Below are 24,484 nucleotides of genomic sequence, written 5' to 3' on the forward strand. Positions count from 1 at the left end.
TTTTGCTAAATTTAAGTCAAACTTTAGCGGAAAGGATAAATTTGCAAGCATTTATATCTGGATTTTTTATCTCTTTATCGCTCATTTTAGCTATCGGCGCGCAAAACGCATTTGTGCTAAAACAGGGCATCAAAAGAGAAAATATCTTTATCATCTGCCTTATTTGCGCTATTAGCGACGCTGTCTTGATCTTTGCAGGAGTTTTTGGGCTCGGTAGCCTCGTGCAAAACTTCCCCATCATCAAGCAAATTGCCCTTTATGGCGGCTTTTTATTTTTGCTTTTTTACGCGCTAAAGAGCTTTCACTCGTGCTTTTTTAAGGACCTTAGCATGGATACCAGCAGCGAAAATGCTAGATCAAATTTAAAGAAAAACATCCTTTTAACGCTCGCATTTACTTGGCTAAATCCTCACGTCTATCTTGACACGATGATCCTAATAGGCTCGGTTTCGACTAAATTTAAAGATGAAAATTTGATATTTGGCGTGGGAGCTAGCCTTGCCTCATTTTGCTTTTTCTTCACACTTGGCTATCTGGCTAGGTTTTTAGCGCCCATCTTTGCAAGGCCCATCTCTTGGAAAATTTTAGAGTTTTTTGTCGGCCTCGTCATGCTCGCCCTTGCCTTCATGCTCCTTTTTGCTAGCTTCTAGCCTCTTTTTTAGCGCCTCTTTTTTGCGAAGTTCGAGCTGGTAGGCTTCATTTAGCGCGTCTTCGTCGTCTAAATTTGCTCCGTCTAAAAATTTGCGGTAGTCTTCAAACTGCCTATTTTTTATCCCCCAAAGCACGCCAAAAAGCAAGGCCGCCCCCATCAAAACAGAGATAAAAACAAGCATCGCAAGAGTCGTTGTATCCACTATTTGTCCTTAAATTTTCTAACTATAAAAAGCGAGTTTAGTATCACACTTAGCGAGCTTGCTGACATGAAAAGCGCGGCAAATAGCGGCATGACGTAGCCACACACGGCAAATGGCAGGCTAAGGGCGTTATAAAGCAGGCAAAAGAGTAAATTTTGCTTTATCGTTTTATAGGTAAATTTTGAAATTTTCACCGCTTTTGCTAGGCTTTGCAGGCTATCATCAAGTAGCACCACGTCGCTTTTCTCTAGGCTCACGGCCGCGCCACTTCCCATGCAAATGGCCACGTGAGCAAGGCTTAGTGCAGCTGCGTCGTTTATGCCGTCTCCAACCATCAGCACGTTTTTGCCCTGCTGTTTGAGACCAGCTATAAATTTAGCCTTTTCATCAGGTAACATCCCTGCTCTAAACTCGCTCACCCCAAGCCCATCTGCCACGTTTTTTACAACATTTTGAACGTCGCCACTTAGGATAAAGGTCTCTAATCCAGCTGCTTTTAGCTCATCTATGAGAGCCTTTGCCTCGGGCTTTACGCTATCTTGTAGGTAAAATTTAGCCACCAGCTCGCCCTGCTTGCCCACAAAAAAGCTCACATTTTCTTCGCTCTCATCAAATTTCACCCCATTTTCAGCCAAAAAGCGCTTGCTCCCAGCGATAAAACGCTCACCTGCGATATCAGCGCTAACTCCCTTTGCCACGCTTAAATTTGCATTTTCAAGCTCAACTTTTTTTGCACCTTTTTGCTTTAAAAACTCAGCCACCGCAACGCTTATTTGGTGGTTTGAGATGAGACAAAGCGAGTAAATTTTATCAATACTCACGCCCTCTTTTATAAAAAACTCGCCAACTTCAAATTTAGCCTTTGTAAGCGTCCCAGTCTTGTCAAATACCGCTACATCGCACTTTGCAAGGCTTTCAAAAAATTTAGCCTCCTTAAAAAGCACCTTGTTTTTAAAGGCCACCCCAAGGGCGCAAACGCTGCTAACTGGCGTGGCAAGGGCAAGCGCACAAGGGCAAGCGATCACGATGACGCTCACAGCCGTGACGATTGCTTCTGAAAAGCTAAATTTAAAGTACCAAAACCAAAATGTAAAAAATGCCAGAGTTAGCACGCTAAGAGAGAATTTCGAGGCGATTTTATTGACTGCTAGCTCGATATTTGGCTTTTTTAGCTCTGCGTTTTGGAGTAAATTTATAAGCTTATTAAGATATGAGTTTTTAAAAATTTGCCTTGCTTCATAGATGATCTGGCCGTTTAAACAAACGACGCCACTTTTTACTTCAGCCCCGCAGCTTAGTAAAAGTGGCAAACTTTCGCCTGTTAAGCTTGAGCTATCGATGCTTGCCTCACCACTAAGCACCACACCATCAAGTAGCGCCCTCTCGCCAGCTCTTAGCACGATCTTTTCGCCTAAATTTACATCCTTTGGCTCTTTTAAAATATCCTTGCCATTCTCTAAAACGCAGACCTTTGCAAGCAGCATATCGCTTAAGAAATTTGATGTTTCAAGTGCCTTTTTCTTGCCTAAAATTTCTAAAAATTTGCCGATAAAAACAAAGGTTATGATCATCGCAACCGAGTCAAAATAACTCTCGCCGCTTCTTGTAAGCATCGCAAAAATCGAGTAGATATAGGTTATGCTAGCCCCCGTGATAACGAGCAGGTCCATATTTGGCGAGGCGTTTTTAATAGCGATCTTCGCCCCCTTGAAAAACTCGCTGCCAGTATAAAAAAGCACAGGCGTTGCCAGCACAAACTGCGCAAAGCTTAGCAGGTCCTTCACGTCGCTTCTGATACCGCTAAAGTAGCCGCCATACTGCGCGATCGCCAGCCACATGATATTCATCGTAGCAAAGACGCCAACAAGCGCTTTTGCGTAGAAATTTCGCCTTTTTTTGACTAGTTCGTCCTCTTTTTGGCTCGCCGCGTAGGCCTTTGGAGTGTAGCCAACGGCATAAATTTTCTCAATTATTTGCTCCACCAAAAGCTCTTGCTCATCGTAAACGATGACCGCCTTTTGGCTAAGCGAGTTGATATTTACCTCCAAAATTCCAGGCAGGCTAAAAAGCGCCTTTTCAAGCAGCCAGATGCACGCCGAGCAGGTGATACCGTCAATGAGAAGTGAAATTTTAGAAAACTCGCCCTCTTTTGTCACCAGCTCGCTAAAATTTGCCGCTAAATTTTTGACATTTGCGCCGCTACTTGCAGGATTTAGCGTGTTTTTGCCAAGCCTCTCGTAAAACTCGCCAAGGCCGCTTTCATTTAAAATTTCATAGACGCCTTTGCAGCCGACACAGCAAAACTTAAGCCCGCCCTTAGCCTCTATCATCGCGCTTTCATCAAAGCTTTGCTTGCAGTGAGAGCACCTACACTTCACGGACGCTTCTTTTTAAGCTGGTCTAAATAGCCATATATCGTGATCTTTGAGACGTTTAGCTTGGCTGCCACGACCTCGATAGCACCCTTTATGTTAAAAATGCCCTTTTCGTTCATAAAGCCAACAAGCTCGAGCTTTTGCTCTTTTTTGAGCTTCTTGCTCTCGTTTTTGGCGATGATCTTGTCGATCAAATTTAAAACTATCTGCATTACATCGTCGTTTTGCTCGCTCTTGGGCTCATTTTCACTCGTCTTTAAGAAATTCCCAGCCATTTCAAAAAGGCTCTTTGCTACGCTTGCATCGACATTTACGCATATCGCCCCGATGATCTCTCCGTGCTCGTCTCTGATAAAGGCAGTTGAAGACTTCACCAGCTTTTCGTCCTTGGTAAAAAAGTAGTTTGCCACGTAGTCGTCTTTGAAATTTTCGCTGTTTAAGACCTCGCTTACAAGGTGGTCAAAGCTTTGTACGACCTTTCTGCCAGTGACGTCGCCAGCTACATATACAACTGAGCGCTGCGGGTTTGAGAGATCGTGCAGCACGACTTCGCAGGCAAATGGCGAGCTTTTTTGTATGAGATTTGCCGTTGGGATAAATGCCTTTAATATATGGTGCATAAGGCGCCTTTTGTTTTTGTTTAAGTTTAGCCAAAATATTTTTAAAATTTCGATAAGAAAAAATATAATTTTTTATGAAAATTTGTGAAATTTAAGTGGTAATAATAATTTTTTATCTATAATCCTTTAAATTTTTAAGGAGAAAATATGAAAATTTATGAGACCGAAATTTCAAAAAAGAAAAAGGCTCACTACTCTTTGGCAACCGAGCACAACGGCGTCCTCTACATCTCAGGTCAGCTTAGCATGGACCCAGAGACTAGGCAAATTCCAGAGGGGCTAAAGACGCAAACAAGACAGGCTTTAAAAAACCTTGATAACGTGCTAAAACTAGCAAATGCGACAAGAAATGACATCTTGATGTGCCGCATCTATACGCCAGATATCGACTTTTGGGACGAGATAGATGACGAGTATGCACTATTTTTTGGCGAGCACAAGCCAGCTCGCGTCGTAGTGCCGACAAACAAACTTCACTTTGGCTGCCTGCTAGAGATCGAAGCCACAGCAATACTTGATAGAAAATTTTAAAAGGAGCAACAATGCCTAAATTTATCTGCTCAAAGTGCGGTAAGAGCGCAGAATTTGAGGGGGCGATATTTACGTGCGAGTGCGGTGGGCTTTATAAACTGGAGTTTAAACCGGCCAAATTTGATCTAAATTTGATCGATCAGCGCGAGTTTAGCCTATTTATATACCGCGAATTTTTCCCTATCAAAAACGATCTTTGGCGCGATATCAGCCTTGGCGAAGGGCTAACAAAGAGCGTGAAATTTGATGACTCACTCTACCTCAAAATGGACTATGCGATGCCAACGCTTTCATTTAAGGATAGGGGTGCGGTGATGCTTATTTGGTTTTGCAAAACTCATGGCATCACAAAGATCTTGCAAGATAGCAGCGGAAACGCTGGAAACTCAGTCGCCGCATACGCTGCAAGAGCTGGGATAGAGTGTGAAATTTACGTCCCAAAAGGCACAAGCGAGAAAAAGATAAAGATGCTTGAGTACTACGGCGCAAAGGCGGTTGTCTTTGACGGCACGCGCGACGAAACGGCAGATGCTTGCAGAAAAAGGGCAAAAGATGAGGGCATATTTTACGCAAACCACGTATTTAACCCGCTTTTTACCAAGGCACTAAAACATATATATATGAAATTTACGAGCAGCTTGGATTTGTACCTGAAAATTTATTTCTGCCAGTTGGCAACGGCACCTTGCTAATAGGCTGCGAGATCGCTTTAAAAGAACTTTTTGAGGCTGGAGTGATCAAAAAACTGCCTAAAATTTTCATCGTTCAAAGTGAAAATTGCGCGCCGTTTCTTGGGGCGACAAGCGAGCCAGTTGCGATAAAGGCAGAGCCAACTTTGGCTGAGGGCATAGCGATCGCAAAACCTGCTCGTGGCGCCGAAATTTTAGCTAGCAACTACGCTGGCGAGCGCGAGGTGATCACGATAAAAGAAGATGAGATCATGCCAGCTAGAAATTTCCTAGCAAGCCGCGGCTTTTACGTCGAGCACACCACAGCAGCCATCTACGCCGCCTACGCAAGCTACGCAAAATCGCACAAGATAGATGGCAAAAGCATCATCTCGATGTGCGGCGCTGGGCTAAAAAGCGAGCACTAATTTAAATTTGCAGGCCATTTTGCCTGCAAATTTGCCTATTTTAGCGACTTTGGTTGTGGCATTTCTTGACAACAAAGTTTTATTTTTATAAAATGCCAAAACTTTCAAAAAACTTTTGAAGCCCAGAATTCTGCAATCTTATCCCCGCATTTAAAGAGGAAAAATGGAAAACAATAACCAAACCGAGCAAAGTGCTGCTCAAAACACAAAAACTACAAAAAAACATCAAGCATCAAGAACCCACGTACCAGTTGACGGACACAAGATCGAAGAGCTAAGAACGCTTAGCTTAGACGAGCTAGTGCAGATCGCAAATGGCGTTGGCGTCGAAAATCCACGCGAATTTCGCAGGCAGGATTTGATATTTGAGATACTAAAAACCCAGACAAAACAAGGCGGATTTATACTATTTACTGGAATTTTAGAGATTACAAACGAGGGTTACGGCTTTTTAAGGGCTGTTGATGCAAATTTAAGCGACAGCTCAAACGACGCTTATGTTTCAAACTCTCAAATCCGCAAATTTGCACTTCGTGTGGGCGACATCATCACCGGCCAAGTAAGAGAGCCAAAAGATCAGGAGAAATACTACGCCCTTTTAAAGATAGAAGCGGTAAATTATATGCCTCTAGCAGACGCAAAAGAGAGGCCACTCTTTGACAACCTAACCCCGCTTTTCCCAACTGAAAAGCTAAATTTAGAGTATGATCCGATGAAGCTAACGGGCCGTGTGCTCGACCTTTTCACGCCTATTGGCAAGGGTCAGCGCGGCCTCATCGTCGCACCTCCAAGAAGTGGTAAAACTGAGCTTATGAAAGAGCTAGCTCACGGCATCGCAAAAAATCATCCAGAAGCCCAGCTAATGGTGCTTTTGGTAGATGAGAGACCAGAAGAGGTTACCGATATGCAACGCTGCGTAAAAGGCGAGGTATTTAGCTCGACATTTGACCTGCCAGCGCTTAATCACGTCCGCGTAGCAGAGCTAGTCATCGAAAAGGCAAAACGTCTAGTTGAAATGGGCAAAGATGTCATCATCTTGCTTGATAGCATAACCCGTCTAGCACGCGCCTACAACACAGTGACTCCGCCAAGCGGCAAGGTGCTAACAGGCGGCGTGGATGCAAACGCACTTCACAAGCCAAAACGCTTCTTTGGCGCAGCTAGAAACATTGAGTACGGCGGCTCACTAACCATCATCGCAACCGCACTGATCGACACTGGCTCACGTATGGACGAAGTGATATTTGAAGAGTTTAAAGGAACTGGAAACAGCGAGATCGTGCTTGACCGCAATATCTCAGACCGCAGAATTTACCCAGCTATCAACGTGCTAAAATCAGGCACTAGAAAAGAAGAGCTACTTCAAAAGCCTGATGAACTTCAAAAAATTTGGGCTATTCGCTCTGCGATAGCTACAATGGACGACGTCGAAGCGCTTAAATTCTTATACGCAAAGATGCTAAAAACAAAAGACAACAAAGAGCTTCTCTCTATCCTAAACGAGTAAATTTAACTGAGCTTGAAGCGCTTGCTTTGAGCTCAAATTTCTCACTTAAAATATAAACTCCAGCTTTTCTAGCCAAAAATATCTTAGAAATTTTGAATTTTTCAACACTTGTAATTATAAAAGAGATTACGATTTTTAAACGATTATTTACTAAATTTTTCTATGTCTTGATTGATCAAATTTTCATACTCGCAAAGCTCGTTGCAAGTCTTTTTGCTCTGCTCGATAAGCTCATCAAATTTAAATCCAAGCATTACGATACGATAAAGGTTTGGCTTGTGTTTTCGCCAGTTGTAAAGCGTTGCGACATCAACGTCTAAATGATAAGCCATATCACGTTTTGTCATCTTAGCCACTTTACACTCCTTTTTTTGAGTGATTTTATAAATTTTATTCTGATAAGAAAACAATTGAATTATTTTATGTTTTTTATTAATTTTATTGAATATTTAAACTTTATTTAATATAAGAAAATTTAAAATAGCCGCGTAACATTTTTTAAATAAGGAGTAAAAATGAAAAATGTAGTTTTAAAAGTTGCTTTAGGCTTAAGCCTAGCTAGTGCCGCTGCTTTAGCGCAAGGAGCGTTTGTTGGAGTTGAGGGAGACTACTCTTTTGGATCAAAATTAAAAGTAAAAAGAGGTGATGGATCAAAAGATAGTATTAAAAAAGCGCAACCAGGTCTTGGTCTAAAAGCTGGTTATGACTTTGATGTAGCTAGAGTTTATGGTGCTTATATATATGACTTTCAAGCTAAAAAGTCACTTGGTGATGAAGATGGCACAGTAGTAAAATGGAATACACATAAATTTATAGTTGGAGCTGACTATACTCCGAGCGTAGCAAAAGATCTTAAACTAATTCTTGGTGGCTACACTGGTTTTTCAAAACTTAAATTGGATGTATTTGACACACATGATGGTTCTGAAAAAGGCAACGCAACTGGCTGGATACTAGGTACAAAAGTCGGTGCAGAATACTCTATCAATGAAAATAATGCGGTTGAGTTTGGTTTAAAAGCTGATAGAACCGACTATGGTAAGATCAATAAATTTAATTTAGTCGATATTAAAGAGACAAACCTCGGTCTTTATATGGGATATACATATAAATTTTAATAATTCGCAAGCTCAAATTTCAAAGCAAATTTGAGCTTTTATTAGAAACTATAAATTTACCAGCTTTTCTAAATTTTCGCCGTCTAAGCGGTAGGTTCTCCACTCAAGAGATTGGTTTTTAGCACCCATGCTTTCATAAAATTTGATGCTTGGTTCATTCCAGTTTAGACAGCACCACTCAAGCCTTTTTAAATTTTCATCCTTGCAAATTTGAGCTAGAAATTTAAAAAATGCCTTGCCGATGCCTTGATTTCTAAACTCTTTTTTGACGTAGATGTCCTCAAGATAGATCCCGCCAAGCCCTAAAAATGTAGAAAACGTGTAAAAATAGATAGCATATCCTATCACCCTGCCCTCGCTCTCGCAGACAAGGGCTTTTGCGTGATTTTTATTAAAAATAGAGTCCGCAAAAATTTCATTTGTAAAAGTGACTTGATCGCTCATTTTTTCGTAAGCCGCAAGCTCCCTTACAAGCTCGCATATCACGTCTATATCGCCCTTAGTCGCTTTTCTTATTTGAAATTTCATTAGTTGTCACCAAAGAGTGCTTTTAGATCCTTAACCATTTCGCCATTTTCGCCGCTGCTGCTAGTTTTTGAGCCAAGCTCGTTTAGCTCGATCTCATAGCCAGTTAGCATGCTTGCAAGGCGGATATTTATGCCATTTTTGCCGATAGCTTTACTCTTTTGCTCGCTTGCAAGCGTTACGATCGCCTTGTTTTCTTCGATCTTTACAGATGTGATGATCGCAGGTGCCATAGCGCGAGCTACCAAGATCGCTGGCTCGGTGGTGTATTCGATCGCATCGATGCTCTCGCCGTGAAGCTCTTTGCTTACGGCATTTATCCTAACGCCCTTTGTGCCGACCGTTGCGCCGACTGGATCGATGTTTGGAGTGGTTGAGATGAGTGCTACTTTTGCTCTTTCGCCAGGGATCCTCGCACTTCCTTGAATGATGATGCCACCATCTTTTATCTCTGGCACCTCTGAAGTTAGCAGCGCCTCAAGAAATTTAGGTGAAGTCCTTGAAAGTTCGACCTTTATACCTAAATTTTTATCTGTAAAAACTTTTCTAATGACCGCTTTTACCACATCGCCTACTTTAAATTTCTCGCCTTTTATGCGGTTTTTACGTGGCAAGATGGCACGAAGCTCATCTATCTCGATAAAGGTGTTTTCATCGTTATCAACCCTAACAACCGGGCCAAAGACCATGTGGCCGCTCATCTCATTATATTTTTGTAAAATTTTCTCTTCGACTAGGCGCTGGATGTGATATTCAAGCTCCTTGTGAAGCGTTTGGGCGGCTGTTCTGCCAAGGTTATCAAGGCTTAGCTCGTAAGTGAGCTCATCTCCGATCTCTACGCCATTATCTATCTTTTTAGCCTCTTTTAAGCTTAAAAAGTGCTCATTGTCTTCAGCAAGCCTCTCATCGTCGTTTGCTACGATTGAAATTTTTTGATAAAGCTTTAAATTTTTATTTGCATCGATGCTCACATCATATTCATAATTTTCGCCATAAACCCTTTTAGCAGTGTTTATCAAAGCCCTTATGACACGCTCTTTTACATCTTCTATCTCTAAATTTTTCTCATTTGCAATTGACTCTATAATGTCTGATATTCTTTCCATTTTTTCTCCATTGTGACGATAAATTTCGGGGATTTTTCGTGAAGTTTTGAAATTATACATAAGCCATACTTTTAATAACTTTAAGCTTGTTATTAACTTTTATTTAATCCTTTTTTTATGATGATTTGGGTATATTGACCGATTAAAATTTAAGATTTTGAAAGGATTAAAAATGGAGCTAAAACTTGCAAGAGCCGAATTAGACGCAAAACCAAAAACAATTTCACTAGAAAAGATAGAGGCAGCTGTCGAAAAAGAGGGTCAGAAAATTTTCTATTTTGATAAAGAAAACACACACAAACAACTAATCGCCTTAGTCGAGCACTTTGAAGAAAAAGGGCTAAGTGTTTATCACAGAACCGTGAAATACGGCCTTGATGATAGCGATTATATGTATGAAGTGCATATACTTTAATGAGTAAAAAGCTCTTTATCCAAACTCTAGGTTGTGCTATGAATGTTCGTGACAGCGAGCATATCATAGCCGAGCTCTCACAAAAAGAAGACTACTCCTTAACACAAAACATCGAAGAAGCTGATTTAATCCTTATAAATACCTGCTCAGTTCGTGAAAAGCCAGTGCATAAGCTCTTTAGCGAGGTTGGAGCCTTTGAAAAAGCCAAAAAAAGAGGTGCAAAGATAGGCGTTTGCGGCTGCACTGCAAGCCATTTGGGTAGTGAAATTTTCAAGCGCGCGCCTTATGTTGATTTTGTCCTTGGCGCAAGAAATGTTAGCAAGATCACAAAGGCGGTAAATACGCCTAAATTTATCTCAACCGACATCAACCACGACGAGAGCGAATACGCATTTGGCGAGTTTAGAGGCTCACCATACAAAAGCCACATCAATATCTCAATCGGATGCGATAAAAAATGCACCTACTGCATCGTCCCACACACCAGAGGCGATGAAATTTCCATCCCTTCAAGCCTCATCTTAAAAGAGGCAGAAAAGGCTGCAAAAAGTGGTGCAAAAGAGATATTTTTACTAGGGCAAAATGTCAATAACTACGGCAAAAGATTTTCAGGCGCGCAAGAAAATATCGATTTTAGCGATCTTTTAGTAAAGATAAGCGAGATAGAGGGCGTTGAAAGGATAAGATTTACAAGTCCGCACCCACTTCACATGGATGATAAATTTCTTGAAATTTTCACTAATAATCCAAAAATTTGCAAGTCTATGCACATGCCACTTCAAAGCGGAAACACCAAAGTTTTGCGCGAGATGAAGCGCGGATACACAAAAGAGTGGTTTTTAGACCGCGCGCTAAGACTTAGAAAGATGTGCCCAGATGTTAGCATCTCAACTGATATCATCGTCGCATTTCCAGGCGAAAGCGAGAGCGAATTTGAAGATACGATGGACGTACTTGAGCAAGTTAGATTTGAGCAAATTTTTAGCTTTAAGTATTCGCCTCGTCCGCTTACAAAAGCAGCTACTTTTACAAATCAAATAGACGATAAAACAGCTTCAGAAAGGCTAACGCGCCTGCAAAATCGCCACAGCGAAATTTTAGACGATATCGTGGCGGCGCAAAAAGATAAAATTTTTGATGTATATTTTGAAGAGCTAAGGGCAAATGGCGGCGTTGCTGGGCGAAGTTTTAATAACTTTTTGGTTCAAGTTGATGGCAGCGAAGAGCTTCTTGGCACTACGCAAAAGGTAAAGATCACAAACCCAAAACGAATGGTTTTGTATGGCGAGCTGCAAATTTAAAAACACCCTTGAAAAGGTCGCCCTAAACGTGGGCGTCTTTTTCATCTACATTTTGATGTGGCTCATTTTTCTAACCTGCAAAAAGAGCTACACTCAAAATCTCTTACCACAAAATGGCTGCGTCGTCGTCTTTTGGCACGGCAGACTTAGCTTTATGAGCTTTGCTTACAGGCGCTGGTGGAGCAGCCAAAACAGAAAACAAGGCAAGGTAATAATAAGCGACCACAAAGATGGCGAGCTCATCACCAAAATAATCAAATTTTTTGGCATTAGCACCATTAGAGGCAGCAGCTCAAAAGGTGGCGCAAGGGCGCTTATAGAGGCTCTAAGAGAGATAAAACAAGGTCACGACGTCATCATCACGCCAGATGGCCCACGCGGACCAAGACATAGCGTAGCAGACGGAGCTGCAGTGATCGCACAAAAGTCATCTTGTGAAATTTATGCTCTAAATTTCGAAGCAAACTCGTTTTGGGAGTTTAAAAGCTGGGATAAGATGATACTTCCAAAGCCATTTTCAACTATAAATTTTAGCCTCTCAGCCCCTTTTAGCGTGGCAAATTTAGAGCAAAAAGAGGCAAAAGAAAGGATACAAAATGAGCTTTGGCAGGCCTCACAAAATGACGGCGGCAAGAGCGTGCTACAAAATAAAGAGGACTTTAGGTCAAATTTAAAAATTTGGTGGAAAAAATATGCGCATAAAAATCCGCAAATAAGCGACGAGATAAGAGAAATTTTGGACGAAATTTATGAAAAATAAAATTTCTATCTTTATTGCCATTTTTATAATATCCTTGTTTGGGCTATTTTTTTACAGCGACAACTCCTATAAGCTCGCTCTTGAAGCGAAATTTTACTACGAGAGCAAAGAGTATGAAAAGGCTATAAATTTAAGCCAAAAAGCTCTTGATCTTGACGCCTACAACAAGATGGCAGCCACCACGCTTAATCAAAGCAAGGCAGCTATGAAATTTAGCTCATACATAAAAAACGGCAAAGAGTATCTTGAACGCATCAAAAAAATGAGCCAAAATGGCGTCAGCAAGGCTGATAATGAGCGCATCAAAATGATGTGTGATGTGATGATAGAGGATTTTGAAAGCTTAAAGAATTCTGCACTGCTTGATGATGAGCTAAAAAGCGAAGCTCTGAAGATGAAAGAGGCGTTTGCAAAACTAAAAAACGAGCTGTTTTAAACTTATTTAATCCCTTTTTAGCTAACATACCAAAAATAATGCACTAAATTTAGGAGAGTTATGTCTTTTAGCATCAAAAAGCTTTTTTCAAACCTTTTCTTAAGCGCCGTGATCGAGGGTAATGAGTGCGTTTTTTACGGTCAGGTCTTTAGAAATGGCAAGCTTATAAAAACCATAAATGCTAAATTTACAGACATAAGCATCGATAGTGTCGATGAAAAAGTTTTAAAATACATAGAGGAGCAAGAAAAGACATATTTTGGCGTCTATGTTTCGCTCTTTTTTAACGACGACTCGCAAGGTGCGCTGCCTACTGCTAACTTTGACGAGTACAAAAAATTTAACATCAACACACAAAATTTAACCAGCCTTGTGATGCAAGATAGCTGGAGCATATATGCAAATTTAAACGCTATAAGAAGATATAAAAACCTCTTTGGGCAAGGTAGTGTCGATCTTATCTATTCGCCTATCGCCCTGCTCTTTCACGAGCTTTTAAAGCGTGGAATTTCGCCAAAAACTACGCTATATCTCTACATCCACTCGCACTCTTTTGCACTTGCGATATTTAAAGACAAGCAGATGAAGCTCTCTACGTTTTTAAATATGAGTGACGCTGAAGAGGGTAACGAAGAGATAGAAAGCCTAAAAGAAGAGGACATAACAGACATTGACAATCTCATCGTCAAAGAAGAAGATGGCGCAACGGCGCTTGATGATTTCAAGAGTTTGGATGATTTCTTAAGCGACGATAAGCCAAAAGAATTTGAAGATCTAAACTACGAGCTAAACATGCCAACTTCGACAAACGTCGAAAAATCAGTAGCGATCTTTGGGCGCGATATGAAGATGTTTGACTACATCGCAAAGGCTATGAAAGAATTTTATGAAAATCCAATCTATGGCGGCGATTTTATCGAGCAGATCATCGTTTTTGAAAACACAAAGACAAGTGCGACCTTTTTACAATACCTGCAGTCTGAGCTATTTGTGGAGACATCAAGCTATCCGATCAACACAAATCACATCATGAATGAGATCATGCAAGAAGAGATAACACTATGAAATTTAGCTTCATCACTCCAGAACCAAGACCGCTTCTTTCTATCTTTAGCAAGCTTTGGCTAAGCCTCATAGGCTTTGTCTTTGTGGTGCTTTTGGTGGCAAATTTCTTTATCGTTTATAAAAACTACTCAACCAAAAAAAATATAGAATTTCTAGCAAATGAGCAAAAAGAGCTTAGTCAAAAGATAGTCACCACGGATGAAATTTCAGCCAAGCTTGCCGTGCAAATAGACTCTGCAAACGATATCTTTACGTCAAATTCTATCCTAAAGCAAAGCTTGCACAACCTTTTTGACCTTGTGCCGGATAGCATCACGCTTGAAGAGGTCTTTATGGATAAAAACTCACTCATCATCCGCGGCATAACGCCAACAAAGGATGTCTTTAACCAGCTTTTAGCCTCGCCACTAAGGTCGATTTTCACCACGTCAAACACTAGCTTTTATCAGAGCAAAAACGGCTGGTACGGCTTTATAAGCACAAATAAGATTGATAATTCTGAGGGATATAATGAGTAAAAAAGATACGAGCTTAGAAAAAATCGACCCAGTAAAGCTTTTACTTTTTATATTTGCTTTTATCATAGTTTGTTTTATTATGATATTTGGCTTTATCGTGCCAAATATAAAAGAGCTTAAAAGCCTCTCAAGGCAAAACTACTCGCAAACCTCATCATATACGAAGGTAAAAAACGAATTTGAAGCTAAATTTAAAGCACTTGAGGCGACAAGACAAAAAGATGGTGCTATCATCTTGGCTTATGATACAGCTTTTGATAAGGATAAATTTATAAATTTCGCATCGCAATTTTTTAGCGAAGTGAGCCTTAGCAAGATAGAAGAAGGTGAAAATAACGCAACTGAGAAGTTCTTTAGATACCGCCTAAACGTCACTAGCTCACTTAAAACTCCTCAGAAATTTTATGACTTTTTAGACGCACTTAGCAGCTACGATAGCATCATAAAAGCAGAATTTCCTATCGTGATGAAGGGCGAAAACGACAAGATACACACAACTTTTAACATAAAAGTTTTTGGACTGAAGTAACCAAGTTTAATAAATTTCTCCGAATCAAATTTAAAATTGCTGTGCCCTTAACAAAGGTATGGATATAAAAACCAACTAGAGTCACCACCACTGTTGCAAGGTACCAAACATGCTCTTACACGCAGATACTAGCGCACAAAGCAAGGTTATAAAACTATATAAAGAGCTTCTAAGTCAAAATATCATACCAAGCCATGTCATACTCTTACTCGATAGGTGAGGCTGATATCACTATATACTTAGACATATAACCACCATTAAAGAGAGCTTCAAACTACGATCATAATGGCAACAAAAGATGTTTTTGAAAGTAGGATCAAATTTAAAGAAATTTATGAATACGATATGACAAGCAAACAGCTTTTTAAAAATGGCGAAGAGATGCAGATGTCAAAAAATGAGGCAAAACTCTTCTTTTTACTTGTGAGTAATATAGAAAAAGTTGTAAATTATGAAGTGATAGAAAACTACGTCTGGAGCGAGAAGTCGATGAGTAACGAAGCGCTTAGAATGACTATCAATAAGATAAGGGCAAAAACCGACGCCGACCTCATCAAAAACATCTCAGGTGCAGGATATAAACTTAGCGGAGCAAACTAAATTTAACTTTGTGTAGCTTTATAAATTTAAGCTACACAAATTCTTACCTTTTATCCACGCATTTGCCAAGTTGGCAGGCTCTTTTGTAAAGTACATTTGCCTTTGATTCATCGCCGCTTAGCTTTGCAAGTAAGAAGCACGACTGCGCATACTCAAGCTCGCAGCTCTTTGCCAAAAGCTTTAAAACTCTAGCCTCAGCCTTAGTTCTATCTATCTTATGAGTTTTTAAATTTTCGCTTTCGATGTAGGATTTTAGCCCCATGGCCTCGTTGTAGCAGCCAACGCCGTCGCCACTATCGCAAGCTAGTTTATAAAGCTTTAGAGCTTTTTCGATATCTTTTTGTTCATCAACCAGCCCTTGCTCGTAAATTTGACCCAAATTTGAGCAAGCAGTCGCAAGCCCAGCGTTGCAAGCCTTTTCATAGTAGCCTTTTGCCTTTACGAAGTCCTTTTCATTGCTAAAATTTACAGCTAGATTGTTGCAGTCGATGCTATTTCCGCTCTCGCAGTTTTGCACCATCTTCTCTTTTTCAAGCTCAAGACGCTCCGCCCTAGCCTCCTCATCACTTTGCCAAAAGCCAAAGCTCACCATCTTTTGCCACGACCAGCAGCCACTTAGCATAAAGCTAGTAGCTACGATAAGCCCGAAATTTAAAACTTTTTTCACTTATTTTCCTGCTTACATGCCAAGCTTTGCGCCTAGTCTTTTCATCTGTGGGCACGCCTTGTTTAGACCGCGAAAGCAAGCGACTTTGTAAATTCCATAAGCTCTCTTTTCATCCTTGTTCATACCAAGGCCTAGCTCATACATCGCACCGATATTTGCGCAGCTTGGGAGATCTCCAGCGTTGCAAGCGTTTGTGTAGGCCTCCATCGCTAGGTAGTAGTCTTGTTTTACGATCTCGCCCTTGCGGTAGACATTGCCTAGATGATAGCAAGCTTGCACACCGCCACTGTTGCAGCTATCTTTGTAAATTTCGACCGCTTTTTTTGGATCTTTTTTTACGCCAAGACCGTTTTCATAGAGCGTGCCGAGGTTTGAGCAAGCAAGCTGCACTTTCGCATCACAAGCCTTTTTGTAGTTTGCATAAGCGTTGTCATACTCTTTCATAAGCTCAAAATTTACGCCCAAATCATTGCACGCTTCAGCATCGCCGCTCTCGCACTTTGGTGTTAAAAGATCGATAGCATTTTTTGAAATTTGCTCTTTGTTTTGCACCACCTTTTCGTCCTTTGGCTGCTGCCATGAGTCATCTTGTTTTGGCGTATCCCCGATGCCGATGACATTTAAGCAGCCTGTGAAAAATAGAGCAGTTAAAAGTAGTAGATATTTTTTCATTTTTGTCCTTTTAGTATTGTCCAAACAAGTCATTTAGGGCTTCGCTGATGCTTGGGTGAGTGAAAATTTGGTTTTTAAAGAAATTTGCACCTGCTTTTAAATTCATAGCGATCGCGATCTCGTTTATGATCTCATTTGCATAGATGCAGTGAAAGCTCGCCCCCAAAATCTCACCGCTACTTGCTTCAACGATCGCTTTTAGCATGCCCACATCGTGATTTAGCACCTTTGCTCCTGGCACTGCTGCCATACTAAGCTTTAGCTCCTTGAAATTTAGCCCAAGCTTGCTAGCTTCTTTTGCATTTACGCCAACTCTTGCTAGCGGAGTGTCGGTAAATAGCACGTTTGCGTGGATGCTTCTGTTTTGTGTGGTGCGTTTTTTATCGCCAAAAATTTGCGAGAAAACTATCCTAAAATCATCCAAGCTCGTATAAGTAAAAAGCTCTCCGCCGCGCACATCACCCACTGCGTAGATGTTTGACACATTTGTTTGAAGGCGCTCATTTGTCTTTATAAAGCCTTTTTCATTTAGCTCGATACCAGCTCCTTTTAAATTTAGATCATCTAAATTTGCCACTCTGCCAAGCGCTACTAAGAACGCATCAGCTTTGATGAGCCTATCTTCATTATCTTGTTTGAAATTTAGCGCATTGTCTTTTAAGCTATCTATCTCGCAGCCCTCCAAAATTTCGATGCCTTGCACGTTTAGCGCATCTTTTACGCTCTTAGCTATGTCTTCATCTTCGTTTTTTAGCAGTGGTGAGCGTCCAACGATGGTCACTTTTGAGCCAAAATTTGCAAACATCGACGCAAACTCGATGCCGATAAATCCGCTACCAACGATGACAAGATGCTTTGGCATAGTTTTTAGATCGAGCAAAGTTTTGCTTGAAAAAACGTTTGAGTTTGTTATCTCAAATGGCGCATACGCCTCTTTTGAGCCAGTGTTTATGATGATGAACTCGCCTTCAACGACTTTTTGCTCGCCGCTTGAGGTTGTAACTAGGACGCTATTTTTATCTTTAAGCGAGCCGACACCATCGATCACATCTATATTTTCTTTATCATTTAGCATCGCGTAGTTTTTAGAATTTAAAGCCGAGATTAGCTTATTTTTGTTTTCGATGCTAAGCGTGTAATACTCGTTTTCAACGCTATTGTCTGCATATATCGCCTCTTTTGCAGCTGTGATTAGACGCTTTGTCGGTATGCAGCCCACGTTTATGCAAGTGCCTCCATACATCTTTGGCGATCTCTCGATTAGCGCGACCTTTTTGCCAAGCGCAGCAGCCTTTACAGCTAGCGTCTTGCCAGCCTTACCAAATCCAATGATAACAATGTCATATTTCATTTAATTTTTCCTATTATGTAGTATGTAGTTTCGTTTATCTTTTTGATATCCATTTTGTATTTATTTGCCCAGCTTTTGATGATCTCATCAACACGCTCTTTTATCTCTTTGATGGTCACAACGTTTTTTATCTTTAACCTATCCTCACTCCCGCTCATCGCTACAAAGCAAAGATGTGGTTTTAGATGATCGTTTAGCTCGATCACACTCTTTGGCAAAAGGCCGTCAGTGTTATTTAAAATTCTACGCATATGCCCAGTGGTCGTTTCATCTACGTTGTAGCCAAGCTGTGTCAAAAGTGCGTTATGATCCATATCGTTCCTTTTTGCTTAAAATTTGCGATCATTATAAGATAAAATTCGATAAAATCGCCTAAATTTTCAAGGACAAATATGAAAAAATTTATCATTTTTCTATTTAGCATTTTGCTATTTTGGGGCTGTTCGGCGCAGCAATTGTCGCAAAATTTAGGTCTTAGTGAGCCACCACTTGATCCTGAAGTAGAGCAGATAGCAGATGCCATCTACTTATATAACGAGGGCAACTACCCAAAGGCTTGCAAGAGATTTTACGACTACGCAAAAGATGGCAATGTCCTAGCCATGCAGCAAACTGGCGTTTGTTTTCGTGACGGCAAAGGCTTTAGCAAAGATATCTTAAGAGCACTTTTTTGGTTTGAGACAGCTGGCAGATACGGTAATATAGACGGGCTAAGAAGCGCTGGATACATCTACGAATACGGCCTTGGGGTCAATAAAAATTTAGAAAAAGCGATATATTTTTACGAAAAAGCCACAAGCCTTGGCTCAAGTGAAGCTAGCTACGATCTAGGGCTTATATATCTAGGTAAAAACGACTATAAAAAAGCGAGAATTTATCTTGACGAGGCTTGCTACCATGGCAAAGAAGAGGCATGTATGAAGCTAAAAGAGATGAAATTTTAGCTCTCATCTCTTTTAAATTTACTACGCCTCAGCCTTTTGAGCGATCAAGACGCCCTCGATCATCTTTTTGATATCACCATCAAGTATCGCGTCAGTTTGCGAGTATGCCTCGCCGCTGCGGTTGTCTTTTACCTGCTGGTATGGGAAAAGCACGTATGATCTTATCTGATGTCCCCAGCCGATCTCGCTCTTTTCGACGCTGTTGCTCGCTTCTTGCTGTTTCATCAGCTCAAGCTCGTAAAGGCGCGACTTTAGCATCTTCATCGCTGTAGCTCTGTTTTTGTGCTGACTGCGGTCATTTTGACACTGCACAACGATGCCAGTTGGTATGTGCGTGATACGGATGGCTGATTCAGTCTTATTTACGTGCTGACCGCCTGCGCCACTGGCTCTATAGGTGTCTATCTTTAGATCTTTTTCTTCGATCTCGATCTCTATATCGTCATCTATCTCAGGGCTTACCATGACACTAGAAAAGCTTGTGTGGCGGCGTCCTGCACTATCAAATGGGCTTGTGCGAACAAGCCTGTGGATGCCATTTTCTGCTTTGAAATATCCATAAGCGTTTTCACCCTTTACGATAAAACTCACGTCCTTTAACCCAGCCTCTTCGCCCTCTTGAAAGTCCAGAGTCTCGACCTTAAAGCCCTCACGCTCGCAAAATCTAAGATACATCCTATAAAGCATACTCGCCCAGTCGTTGCTCTCAGTGCCGCCAGCTCCAGGGTGGATCGATACGATCGCGTTTTTGCCATCATCCTCGCCACTTAAAAGCATAGAAATTTCTAAATTTACTATCTTTTCATCTAAATTTTTAGCATCTTCAAATAAAGAATTTATAGTCTCCTCATCATTTTCAGAATTTGCTAGCTCAAAGAGCTCCTTTGCGTCACTAACTGCTTGGTGAGCATCGCTAAATTTAGCAAGCATGTTTGAAATTTTTGTCTTTTCTTTATTTAGTGCTCCAGCTCTTGCGATATCTTGCCAAAAGCTAGGGTCTTGCTCTATGGCCTCGATCTCTTTTAGCCTAGCCTTTATCTCATCAGGCTTTACGATAGAGCCTATGTTTTCAACTTTTGTTTGTAGCTTCTTTAAAAGCTCGTTGTATTCGTAACTATCCAAGTTTTTCTCCATAAATTTTTGCCGATTTTAGCCAAAAGTTGCTTACATTTTTAAATTTACGCCCTTTTAATCCTTTTTTGTTACAATGCCAAGTTAAAATTTAGATAAAAAGAGTCAATATGCAAATCATAAGAACTATAAAAGAGCTTGAGGAATTTGTCTCAAACGCAAGCGGCAAGATCGGTTTTGTCCCGACAATGGGCGCACTTCACAACGGACACGTTAGCCTTATCAAAAAATGTGTCAGCGAAAATGAGATAAGCATCGTCTCAACGTTTGTTAATCCAACTCAATTTTTACCAGGTGAAGACCTAGAAAAATACCCAAGAAAAGAGCAAAGCGACATCCAAATTTGCGAGCAAAACGGCGTTAGCGCTATCTTTATACCAGACGAAAAAGAGCTTTACTTTGAAGATGAGCCTCTCATCGTCGCTCCAAAGAAATTTTCAGCCATTTTAGAGGGCAAAACTAGACCAGGACACTTTGACGGCGTCTTAAGAGTGCTAAACAAACTATTTCGCCTAACTCGTGCAAATAGCGTCTATATGGGCAAAAAAGACACGCAACAACTAATCATCGTGCAAAATATGATAAAGACATTTTTCTTAAACATCGAGCTAGTAGCTTGCGATATCGTTAGAGAGCCTGACGGCCTTGCGCTTTCAAGCAGAAACGTCTATATCTGCGATGAAGATAAGTGCAACGCACTAAGGCTTTCAAGATCGCTAAATAAAGCGCTAAATTTGATCCAAAACGGCGAAGAAGAGGCAAGCGAGATCAAGGCAAATATGCTTGAGGTATTAGAGCCACTAAAAGTTGATTACGTCGCGGTTACGGATAGAAATTTAAATGAAATTTCAAAGGTAGAAAAAGGCAACACCATCATCTTAGTAGCCGCCTATGTTGGCAAAACTAGGCTAATAGACAACATCTGGATCTAAAAATGCCAAAACTTCATCTAATCTCGCTTGGTTGTAATAAAAATTTAGTTGATTCTGAGATCATGCTAGGACGCTTGCAAAACTACGATATCACAGACGATATCAGCGACGCTGACGTCATCATAGTAAATACCTGCGGCTTTATCAAATCCGCCAAAGAAGAGAGCATCCAAACCATACTTGAGATGCACGAAGCCCGCAAAAATGGCTCTTTGCTGGTAGTGACTGGCTGTCTTATGCAGCGCTACAAAGATGAGCTAATCAAAGAACTGCCTGAAGTCGATCTCTTTACCGGCGTGGCGGATTATGACAAGATCGACGAGATCATCTTAAAAAAGCAAAATTTATTTAGCCCGCAAACTTATCTGCAAGCAAACGAAGAGCGTGTGATAACTGGCTCAAACTACCACGCCTACATCAAAATTTCAGAGGGCTGTAACCAAAAATGCAGCTTTTGTGCGATACCAACATTTAAGGGCAAGCTAAAATCGCGCTCGCTTGAAAACATCGTAAATGAGGTCAAAAATCTAGTCAAAAAAGGCTACTACGACTTTAGCTTTTTATCCCAAGACTCAAGCTCGTATATGCGCGATCAGGGCATTAGCGACGGGCTAATAAATTTAATAGACGAGATAGAAAAGATAAAAGGCGTAAGAAGTGCTAGGATACTTTATCTCTACCCAAGCACGACCAGCAAGGAGCTTATTGAACGTATCATCGCCTCGCCAGTATTTCACAACTACTTTGACATGCCGATCCAGCATATCAGCGAAAATATGCTAAAGATAATGAAGCGTGGAAGTGGCACTAAAAAGATAAAAGAGCTTTTAAATTTGATGAGAAATGCCAAAAATTCATTCTTGCGAACTGGCGTCATCGTGGGACACCCGGGCGAGAGCGAGGAGGATTTTGAGGAGCTTTGCGAGTTTTTAGAAGAGTTTAAATTTGATAGAATTTCAGCCTTTGCCTACTCAAAAGAAGAGGACACAGCCTCTTTTGAAATGGAGCAAATCCCAGCAAAAATCATCTCAAAAAGGCTAAGCAAGATAGAAAAGATCACCAAAAAAGCGATAAATGAGAGCTTACAAAAAGAGCTTGGCAAGCAAATTTATGCATCGCTTGAGGGCATTAGCAGCGAGGGCGAGATGTTTTACGCAGCCAAAAAAGATATCTGGGACAAAGATATAGACGGCGAAATTTTGATCAATGAAAGCGACGTAAAAGAGCTTGAGATCGGCTCTCTTTATCTTTGCGAGGTCACTGGCGTGGTTGATCAAAAACTAGTCGCCACCATCATTAAAAAAGCAAAATGATAAGCCAAAATGTGCTTGGCAGGCTAAGCTCAGGCGCAAACCTGCTTGCCTTCTCGCACGGCGTCGATAGCACTGCACTTTTTTACATTTTAGAAGAAGCTAGGATCAAATTTGATCTAGCCATAGTCGATCACAACGTTAGAAAGGAGAGCAAATTTGAAGTTGAAAGCGCCAAAGAGCTTGCCAGCAAATTTAGCAAAAAGATCTACGTAAAAAGTGTAAATTTAGCTGGGTCAAATTTTGAAAAAAATGCGCGTGAAGCGAGGTATGAGTTTTTTGGTGAAATTTGCCAAAAATATGGCTATGAAAATTTAATCTTAGCGCATCAATTTGATGATAAATTTGAGTGGTTTTTGATGCAGCTTGGCAAGGGCGCTGGGCTAAAAGAGCTCTTTGGCATGAGCGAGCTTGAGAGAAGAGAACACTTTTGGCTGGTTAGACCGCTTTTAAATTTACGCAAAAAAGAGCTTCAAAACTACCTTGATGAGCAAGGTTTGCGCTATTTTGTCGATGAGACAAATTTAGATGGCAAGCTTAAAAGAAGCTTTGTGAGACTAAATTTTAGCGATCCGTTTTTGGACGAATATTTTAGCGGCGTAAAAAAAAGTTTTGAGTTTTTGGAAGCTGATAGGCAAAATTTACTGCCAAATATTACAAAGATAGATGATGAAATTTTCATTATAAAAAATGATAGTAACGTCGTTCGGGGCGTTGATATGGCGGCAAAAGAGCTAAATGTGCTTTTAAGCAAGGCTCAAAAAGATGAGCTAAGCGCAAATTTAGCAAGACAAACAAGCGTGGTGCTAAGCGGCAAGATCGCCGTTGGCTACGCTGTCTCAAGCCTTTTGGTTACACCATTTTGCAAAGCCGTAATGTCAAAAGAGTTCAAAGAAAGAGCTAGAATTTTCAAAATCCCAGCGATAAATAGGGGTTATCTTTTTAAAAGTGACGCTCAAATAGAAAATCTTTCTAAATTTTTTAGCAAATAAAGCGTTTTAGGCTATAAATTTGATCCACTAAATGTTAATTTAAAACTTTTTATCACCAAATTTTCTACAACAATCTTAACAAGTTTGCAAAAATTTAAAATTTCTATCTGCAAATTTGATCTACAAAGGTCAAATTTAAAACTAAACTTTGCTCCAACTATCAACACAAACATTAATAATTAGAGTAAAAACCGTGAATTTGATTTTAGTTATTTTATCTCTGAGATAAACTGCTTTTGCATTTAAATTTAGAGTATAAAGGCTATAAATTTAATCCACAAAAGAACAAAATTAAAGTTTTTAACGCTAAATTTTACCCTTATGATCCTCACACTAAAGCGTTAAGTCTGCAAAATTTAAAATTTCTATCGGTAAAATTGATACACATATCTTTGTTGCAGGATAGCTGCCGATCTTCAACTTAAATTTAAAATTCATAGCGGTCTTGTGGCTATAAAATCGTATATCAAATTTAACTTTTCTACCAACAAACAAATATATACAAAACTAAATTTTACAAACGAGATAGTGAAATTTGTTGCTTATTAAATTTAGCCCATCTACAATATCAAATTTAATAAACGCGTCCAACAAGTCAAATTTATAAACCAGCGCCGATCACAGCAAAAAGCCAGCCCATAAAATAAATTTAAACAATCCAGCAGTCTAAATTTACCTCATCAAATCCTTTTGCATAAAATAATACGTAAAATTTTATAAATTTTATTACGCGCTAGGCGAGGATTTTTTCTATCAGCTCTCTTTTTAGCACAAAGTCATAGCTAAAAGCATCCACAACGACGCCAGCATAACTGCTCTCTTTTAGCATCGCAAGATACTCTTTTAGACCTATCTCTATGCTTTCTTGCTCGCTGTCGTTTCGCCAAAGCTTCATCGCCTCTTTGCTTGTAAATGCCGGAAAATAGCTAAGCTTCTCGCCCTCATCTTCAAGCAGGATAAATTTGATATTTGAGCCCTCCTCCTCATAAACTACACCACCATCAGGCTTTGCGAGCGCTTGGTTTAAAAGCACTGGAGCAAAAAAAGTAGCCTTTTTTAAAGCCGATATCAAATTTATCTCATTTTGCTGGCTAGGATCACTTAAAAATTTATCCATCGCTTCTTGCAT

General features: G+C 40.3%; 28 protein-coding genes and 1 pseudogene. 17 read left to right on the forward strand and 12 right to left on the reverse strand.

Annotated elements, in window-relative coordinates:
• Positions 1 to 41 precede the first annotated feature (41 nt).
• Complete coding sequence (locus CYP26_RS02590; protein WP_258031379.1) at positions 42 to 650, forward strand: LysE/ArgO family amino acid transporter; 609 nt, start codon at positions 42 to 44, stop codon at positions 648 to 650.
• On the opposite strand, the gene ccoS is transcribed toward CYP26_RS02590, so the two are convergent.
• From ccoS to CYP26_RS02605, 3 genes are read right to left on the reverse strand one after another with little or no spacing between them, the layout of a single operon-like run.
• The gene (gene ccoS / locus CYP26_RS02595) at positions 585 to 854 is read right to left on the reverse strand and encodes a cbb3-type cytochrome oxidase assembly protein CcoS (protein ID WP_103630257.1); all 270 of its coding nucleotides are present in this window, start codon (positions 852 to 854) and stop codon (positions 585 to 587) included. The genes CYP26_RS02590 and ccoS overlap by 66 nt on opposite strands.
• A complete protein-coding gene (locus CYP26_RS02600) occupies positions 854 to 3,232 on the reverse strand; it encodes a heavy metal translocating P-type ATPase (protein WP_103630258.1) in 2,379 nt (792 codons plus the stop codon). The genes ccoS and CYP26_RS02600 overlap by 1 nt, the downstream gene beginning before the upstream one ends.
• Positions 3,229 to 3,849: a helix-turn-helix transcriptional regulator gene (locus tag CYP26_RS02605; protein ID WP_103630259.1), complete on the reverse strand. Its 621-nt coding sequence runs from the start codon at positions 3,847 to 3,849 to the stop codon at positions 3,229 to 3,231. Before CYP26_RS02605 ends, CYP26_RS02600 begins: the two co-directional genes overlap by 4 nt.
• Positions 3,850 to 3,996: 147 nt before the next feature.
• On the opposite strand from CYP26_RS02605, the gene CYP26_RS02610 reads away from it, so the two are divergent.
• From CYP26_RS02610 to rho, 3 genes and pseudogenes are all read left to right on the forward strand, one after another.
• Positions 3,997 to 4,380 (forward strand): RidA family protein, encoded by a 384-nt coding sequence (locus CYP26_RS02610; RefSeq protein ID WP_103630260.1) that lies wholly within the window; start codon positions 3,997 to 3,999, stop codon positions 4,378 to 4,380.
• Positions 4,381 to 4,658: 278 nt separating this feature from the next.
• Positions 4,659 to 5,476 (forward strand): annotated as a pseudogene (locus tag CYP26_RS02615) (pyridoxal-phosphate dependent enzyme).
• Positions 5,477 to 5,639: 163 nt separating this feature from the next.
• Positions 5,640 to 6,983 carry a transcription termination factor Rho gene (rho, locus tag CYP26_RS02620; protein WP_103630261.1) on the forward strand — a complete coding sequence of 448 codons (1,344 nt, stop codon included), beginning with the start codon at positions 5,640 to 5,642 and terminating at the stop codon, positions 6,981 to 6,983.
• A gap of 143 nt (positions 6,984 to 7,126) precedes the next feature.
• Here rho and CYP26_RS02625 read toward each other — a convergent pair whose 3' ends face one another.
• Positions 7,127 to 7,339 carry a transcriptional regulator gene (locus CYP26_RS02625; protein ID WP_002941953.1) on the reverse strand — a complete coding sequence of 71 codons (213 nt, stop codon included), beginning with the start codon at positions 7,337 to 7,339 and terminating at the stop codon, positions 7,127 to 7,129.
• A gap of 159 nt (positions 7,340 to 7,498) precedes the next feature.
• On the opposite strand from CYP26_RS02625, the gene CYP26_RS02630 reads away from it, so the two are divergent.
• Positions 7,499 to 8,101 (forward strand): outer membrane beta-barrel protein, encoded by a 603-nt coding sequence (locus tag CYP26_RS02630; RefSeq protein ID WP_103630262.1) that lies wholly within the window; start codon positions 7,499 to 7,501, stop codon positions 8,099 to 8,101.
• 48 nt (positions 8,102 to 8,149) lie between these two features.
• On the opposite strand, the gene CYP26_RS02635 is transcribed toward CYP26_RS02630, so the two are convergent.
• Together CYP26_RS02635 and nusA are read right to left on the reverse strand one after the other, a co-directional pair.
• Complete coding sequence (locus CYP26_RS02635) at positions 8,150 to 8,629, reverse strand: GNAT family N-acetyltransferase (RefSeq protein WP_103630263.1); 480 nt, start codon at positions 8,627 to 8,629, stop codon at positions 8,150 to 8,152.
• Complete coding sequence (gene nusA, locus CYP26_RS02640) at positions 8,629 to 9,732, reverse strand: transcription termination factor NusA (protein ID WP_103611714.1); 1,104 nt, start codon at positions 9,730 to 9,732, stop codon at positions 8,629 to 8,631. The genes CYP26_RS02635 and nusA overlap by 1 nt, the downstream gene beginning before the upstream one ends.
• 172 nt (positions 9,733 to 9,904) lie before the next feature.
• Here nusA and CYP26_RS02645 point away from each other — a divergent pair, with 172 nt between their 5' ends.
• The 8 genes from CYP26_RS02645 (at position 9,905) to CYP26_RS02680 (ending at position 15,356) form a co-directional block, all read left to right on the forward strand.
• Complete coding sequence (locus CYP26_RS02645) at positions 9,905 to 10,147, forward strand: HP0268 family nuclease (RefSeq protein WP_002941786.1); 243 nt, start codon at positions 9,905 to 9,907, stop codon at positions 10,145 to 10,147.
• Positions 10,147 to 11,448: a tRNA (N6-isopentenyl adenosine(37)-C2)-methylthiotransferase MiaB gene (gene miaB / locus CYP26_RS02650; protein ID WP_103630264.1), complete on the forward strand. Its 1,302-nt coding sequence runs from the start codon at positions 10,147 to 10,149 to the stop codon at positions 11,446 to 11,448. The genes CYP26_RS02645 and miaB overlap by 1 nt, the downstream gene beginning before the upstream one ends.
• On the forward strand, positions 11,429 to 12,208 hold the full coding sequence (locus CYP26_RS02655) for a lysophospholipid acyltransferase family protein (RefSeq protein WP_103630265.1): 780 nt from the start codon (positions 11,429 to 11,431) through the stop codon (positions 12,206 to 12,208). The genes miaB and CYP26_RS02655 overlap by 20 nt, the downstream gene beginning before the upstream one ends.
• A complete protein-coding gene (locus CYP26_RS02660; RefSeq protein WP_103630266.1) occupies positions 12,198 to 12,644 on the forward strand; it encodes a hypothetical protein in 447 nt (148 codons plus the stop codon). The genes CYP26_RS02655 and CYP26_RS02660 overlap by 11 nt, the downstream gene beginning before the upstream one ends.
• Before the next feature lie 60 nt (positions 12,645 to 12,704).
• Positions 12,705 to 13,709 (forward strand): hypothetical protein, encoded by a 1,005-nt coding sequence (locus CYP26_RS02665; RefSeq protein WP_021089561.1) that lies wholly within the window; start codon positions 12,705 to 12,707, stop codon positions 13,707 to 13,709.
• Positions 13,706 to 14,227, forward strand: a complete 522-nt coding sequence (locus CYP26_RS02670) for a membrane protein (protein WP_002941847.1) — start codon at positions 13,706 to 13,708, stop codon at positions 14,225 to 14,227. Before CYP26_RS02665 ends, CYP26_RS02670 begins: the two co-directional genes overlap by 4 nt.
• Positions 14,220 to 14,756 (forward strand): hypothetical protein, encoded by a 537-nt coding sequence (locus CYP26_RS02675; protein WP_103630267.1) that lies wholly within the window; start codon positions 14,220 to 14,222, stop codon positions 14,754 to 14,756. The genes CYP26_RS02670 and CYP26_RS02675 overlap by 8 nt, the downstream gene beginning before the upstream one ends.
• 285 nt (positions 14,757 to 15,041) lie before the next feature.
• The gene (locus CYP26_RS02680; RefSeq protein ID WP_103630268.1) at positions 15,042 to 15,356 is read left to right on the forward strand and encodes a winged helix-turn-helix domain-containing protein; all 315 of its coding nucleotides are present in this window, start codon (positions 15,042 to 15,044) and stop codon (positions 15,354 to 15,356) included.
• A gap of 43 nt (positions 15,357 to 15,399) precedes the next feature.
• Here CYP26_RS02680 and CYP26_RS02685 read toward each other — a convergent pair whose 3' ends face one another.
• From CYP26_RS02685 to CYP26_RS02700, 4 genes are read right to left on the reverse strand one after another with little or no spacing between them, the layout of a single operon-like run.
• Positions 15,400 to 16,023: a tetratricopeptide repeat protein gene (locus CYP26_RS02685; RefSeq protein WP_103630269.1), complete on the reverse strand. Its 624-nt coding sequence runs from the start codon at positions 16,021 to 16,023 to the stop codon at positions 15,400 to 15,402.
• A gap of 12 nt (positions 16,024 to 16,035) precedes the next feature.
• Positions 16,036 to 16,695 (reverse strand): tetratricopeptide repeat protein, encoded by a 660-nt coding sequence (locus tag CYP26_RS02690; RefSeq protein ID WP_103630270.1) that lies wholly within the window; start codon positions 16,693 to 16,695, stop codon positions 16,036 to 16,038.
• A gap of 10 nt (positions 16,696 to 16,705) precedes the next feature.
• The gene (locus CYP26_RS02695; RefSeq protein ID WP_103630271.1) at positions 16,706 to 18,046 is read right to left on the reverse strand and encodes a dihydrolipoyl dehydrogenase family protein; all 1,341 of its coding nucleotides are present in this window, start codon (positions 18,044 to 18,046) and stop codon (positions 16,706 to 16,708) included.
• The gene (locus CYP26_RS02700) at positions 18,043 to 18,360 is read right to left on the reverse strand and encodes a type II secretion system protein (protein ID WP_103630272.1); all 318 of its coding nucleotides are present in this window, start codon (positions 18,358 to 18,360) and stop codon (positions 18,043 to 18,045) included. Before CYP26_RS02700 ends, CYP26_RS02695 begins: the two co-directional genes overlap by 4 nt.
• Before the next feature lie 78 nt (positions 18,361 to 18,438).
• On the opposite strand from CYP26_RS02700, the gene CYP26_RS02710 reads away from it, so the two are divergent.
• Positions 18,439 to 18,990, forward strand: a complete 552-nt coding sequence (locus CYP26_RS02710; protein WP_103630273.1) for a tetratricopeptide repeat protein — start codon at positions 18,439 to 18,441, stop codon at positions 18,988 to 18,990.
• Positions 18,991 to 19,011: 21 nt separating this feature from the next.
• Here the strand turns inward: CYP26_RS02710 and prfB are convergent, their stop codons facing one another.
• On the reverse strand, positions 19,012 to 20,112 hold the full coding sequence (gene prfB, locus CYP26_RS02715) for a peptide chain release factor 2 (protein ID WP_103630274.1): 1,101 nt from the start codon (positions 20,110 to 20,112) through the stop codon (positions 19,012 to 19,014).
• A 119-nt stretch (positions 20,113 to 20,231) separates the two neighbouring features.
• Between prfB and panC the strand changes: the two genes are divergently transcribed.
• Genes panC through tilS form a run of 3 tightly spaced genes read left to right on the forward strand, consistent with a single transcriptional unit; the run spans position 20,232 to position 23,355 of the window.
• Complete coding sequence (gene panC, locus CYP26_RS02720) at positions 20,232 to 21,053, forward strand: pantoate--beta-alanine ligase (RefSeq protein ID WP_103630275.1); 822 nt, start codon at positions 20,232 to 20,234, stop codon at positions 21,051 to 21,053.
• Positions 21,054 to 21,055: 2 nt separating this feature from the next.
• Complete coding sequence (gene rimO, locus CYP26_RS02725; protein ID WP_103630276.1) at positions 21,056 to 22,366, forward strand: 30S ribosomal protein S12 methylthiotransferase RimO; 1,311 nt, start codon at positions 21,056 to 21,058, stop codon at positions 22,364 to 22,366.
• Positions 22,363 to 23,355: a tRNA lysidine(34) synthetase TilS gene (gene tilS / locus CYP26_RS02730; protein ID WP_103630277.1), complete on the forward strand. Its 993-nt coding sequence runs from the start codon at positions 22,363 to 22,365 to the stop codon at positions 23,353 to 23,355. Before rimO ends, tilS begins: the two co-directional genes overlap by 4 nt.
• A gap of 733 nt (positions 23,356 to 24,088) precedes the next feature.
• Here the strand turns inward: tilS and CYP26_RS02735 are convergent.
• Positions 24,089 to 24,484 carry an SseB family protein gene (locus CYP26_RS02735; RefSeq protein WP_103611238.1) on the reverse strand — a complete coding sequence of 132 codons (396 nt, stop codon included), beginning with the start codon at positions 24,482 to 24,484 and terminating at the stop codon, positions 24,089 to 24,091.

It is taken from the genome of Campylobacter concisus (assembly GCF_002913225.1).
GTDB lineage: Bacteria > Campylobacterota > Campylobacteria > Campylobacterales > Campylobacteraceae > Campylobacter_A > Campylobacter_A concisus_J.

Excerpts from the sequence above, each read along its gene's own strand:
- rho (WP_103630261.1), top strand. The coding sequence starts at position 5,640 with ATGGAAAACAATAACCAAACCGAGCAAAGTGCTGCTCAAAACACAAAA.
- panC (WP_103630275.1), top strand. The coding sequence starts at position 20,232 with ATGCAAATCATAAGAACTATAAAAGAGCTTGAGGAATTTGTCTCAAAC.
- CYP26_RS02630 (WP_103630262.1), top strand. The coding sequence starts at position 7,499 with ATGAAAAATGTAGTTTTAAAAGTTGCTTTAGGCTTAAGCCTAGCTAGT.
- CYP26_RS02735 (WP_103611238.1), bottom strand. The coding sequence starts at position 24,484 with ATGCAAGAAGCGATGGATAAATTTTTAAGTGATCCTAGCCAGCAAAAT.
- CYP26_RS02645 (WP_002941786.1), top strand. The coding sequence starts at position 9,905 with ATGGAGCTAAAACTTGCAAGAGCCGAATTAGACGCAAAACCAAAAACA.
- miaB (WP_103630264.1), top strand. The coding sequence starts at position 10,147 with ATGAGTAAAAAGCTCTTTATCCAAACTCTAGGTTGTGCTATGAATGTT.
- CYP26_RS02610 (WP_103630260.1), top strand. The coding sequence starts at position 3,997 with ATGAAAATTTATGAGACCGAAATTTCAAAAAAGAAAAAGGCTCACTAC.
- rimO (WP_103630276.1), top strand. The coding sequence starts at position 21,056 with ATGCCAAAACTTCATCTAATCTCGCTTGGTTGTAATAAAAATTTAGTT.
- CYP26_RS02655 (WP_103630265.1), top strand. The coding sequence starts at position 11,429 with ATGGCGAGCTGCAAATTTAAAAACACCCTTGAAAAGGTCGCCCTAAAC.
- CYP26_RS02700 (WP_103630272.1), bottom strand. The coding sequence starts at position 18,360 with ATGGATCATAACGCACTTTTGACACAGCTTGGCTACAACGTAGATGAA.
- tilS (WP_103630277.1), top strand. The coding sequence starts at position 22,363 with ATGATAAGCCAAAATGTGCTTGGCAGGCTAAGCTCAGGCGCAAACCTG.
- CYP26_RS02660 (WP_103630266.1), top strand. The coding sequence starts at position 12,198 with ATGAAAAATAAAATTTCTATCTTTATTGCCATTTTTATAATATCCTTG.
- CYP26_RS02675 (WP_103630267.1), top strand. The coding sequence starts at position 14,220 with ATGAGTAAAAAAGATACGAGCTTAGAAAAAATCGACCCAGTAAAGCTT.
- nusA (WP_103611714.1), bottom strand. The coding sequence starts at position 9,732 with ATGGAAAGAATATCAGACATTATAGAGTCAATTGCAAATGAGAAAAAT.
- CYP26_RS02670 (WP_002941847.1), top strand. The coding sequence starts at position 13,706 with ATGAAATTTAGCTTCATCACTCCAGAACCAAGACCGCTTCTTTCTATC.
- CYP26_RS02665 (WP_021089561.1), top strand. The coding sequence starts at position 12,705 with ATGTCTTTTAGCATCAAAAAGCTTTTTTCAAACCTTTTCTTAAGCGCC.
- CYP26_RS02710 (WP_103630273.1), top strand. The coding sequence starts at position 18,439 with ATGAAAAAATTTATCATTTTTCTATTTAGCATTTTGCTATTTTGGGGC.
- CYP26_RS02680 (WP_103630268.1), top strand. The coding sequence starts at position 15,042 with ATGGCAACAAAAGATGTTTTTGAAAGTAGGATCAAATTTAAAGAAATT.
- CYP26_RS02695 (WP_103630271.1), bottom strand. The coding sequence starts at position 18,046 with ATGAAATATGACATTGTTATCATTGGATTTGGTAAGGCTGGCAAGACG.
- CYP26_RS02690 (WP_103630270.1), bottom strand. The coding sequence starts at position 16,695 with ATGAAAAAATATCTACTACTTTTAACTGCTCTATTTTTCACAGGCTGC.
- CYP26_RS02605 (WP_103630259.1), bottom strand. The coding sequence starts at position 3,849 with ATGCACCATATATTAAAGGCATTTATCCCAACGGCAAATCTCATACAA.
- CYP26_RS02635 (WP_103630263.1), bottom strand. The coding sequence starts at position 8,629 with ATGAAATTTCAAATAAGAAAAGCGACTAAGGGCGATATAGACGTGATA.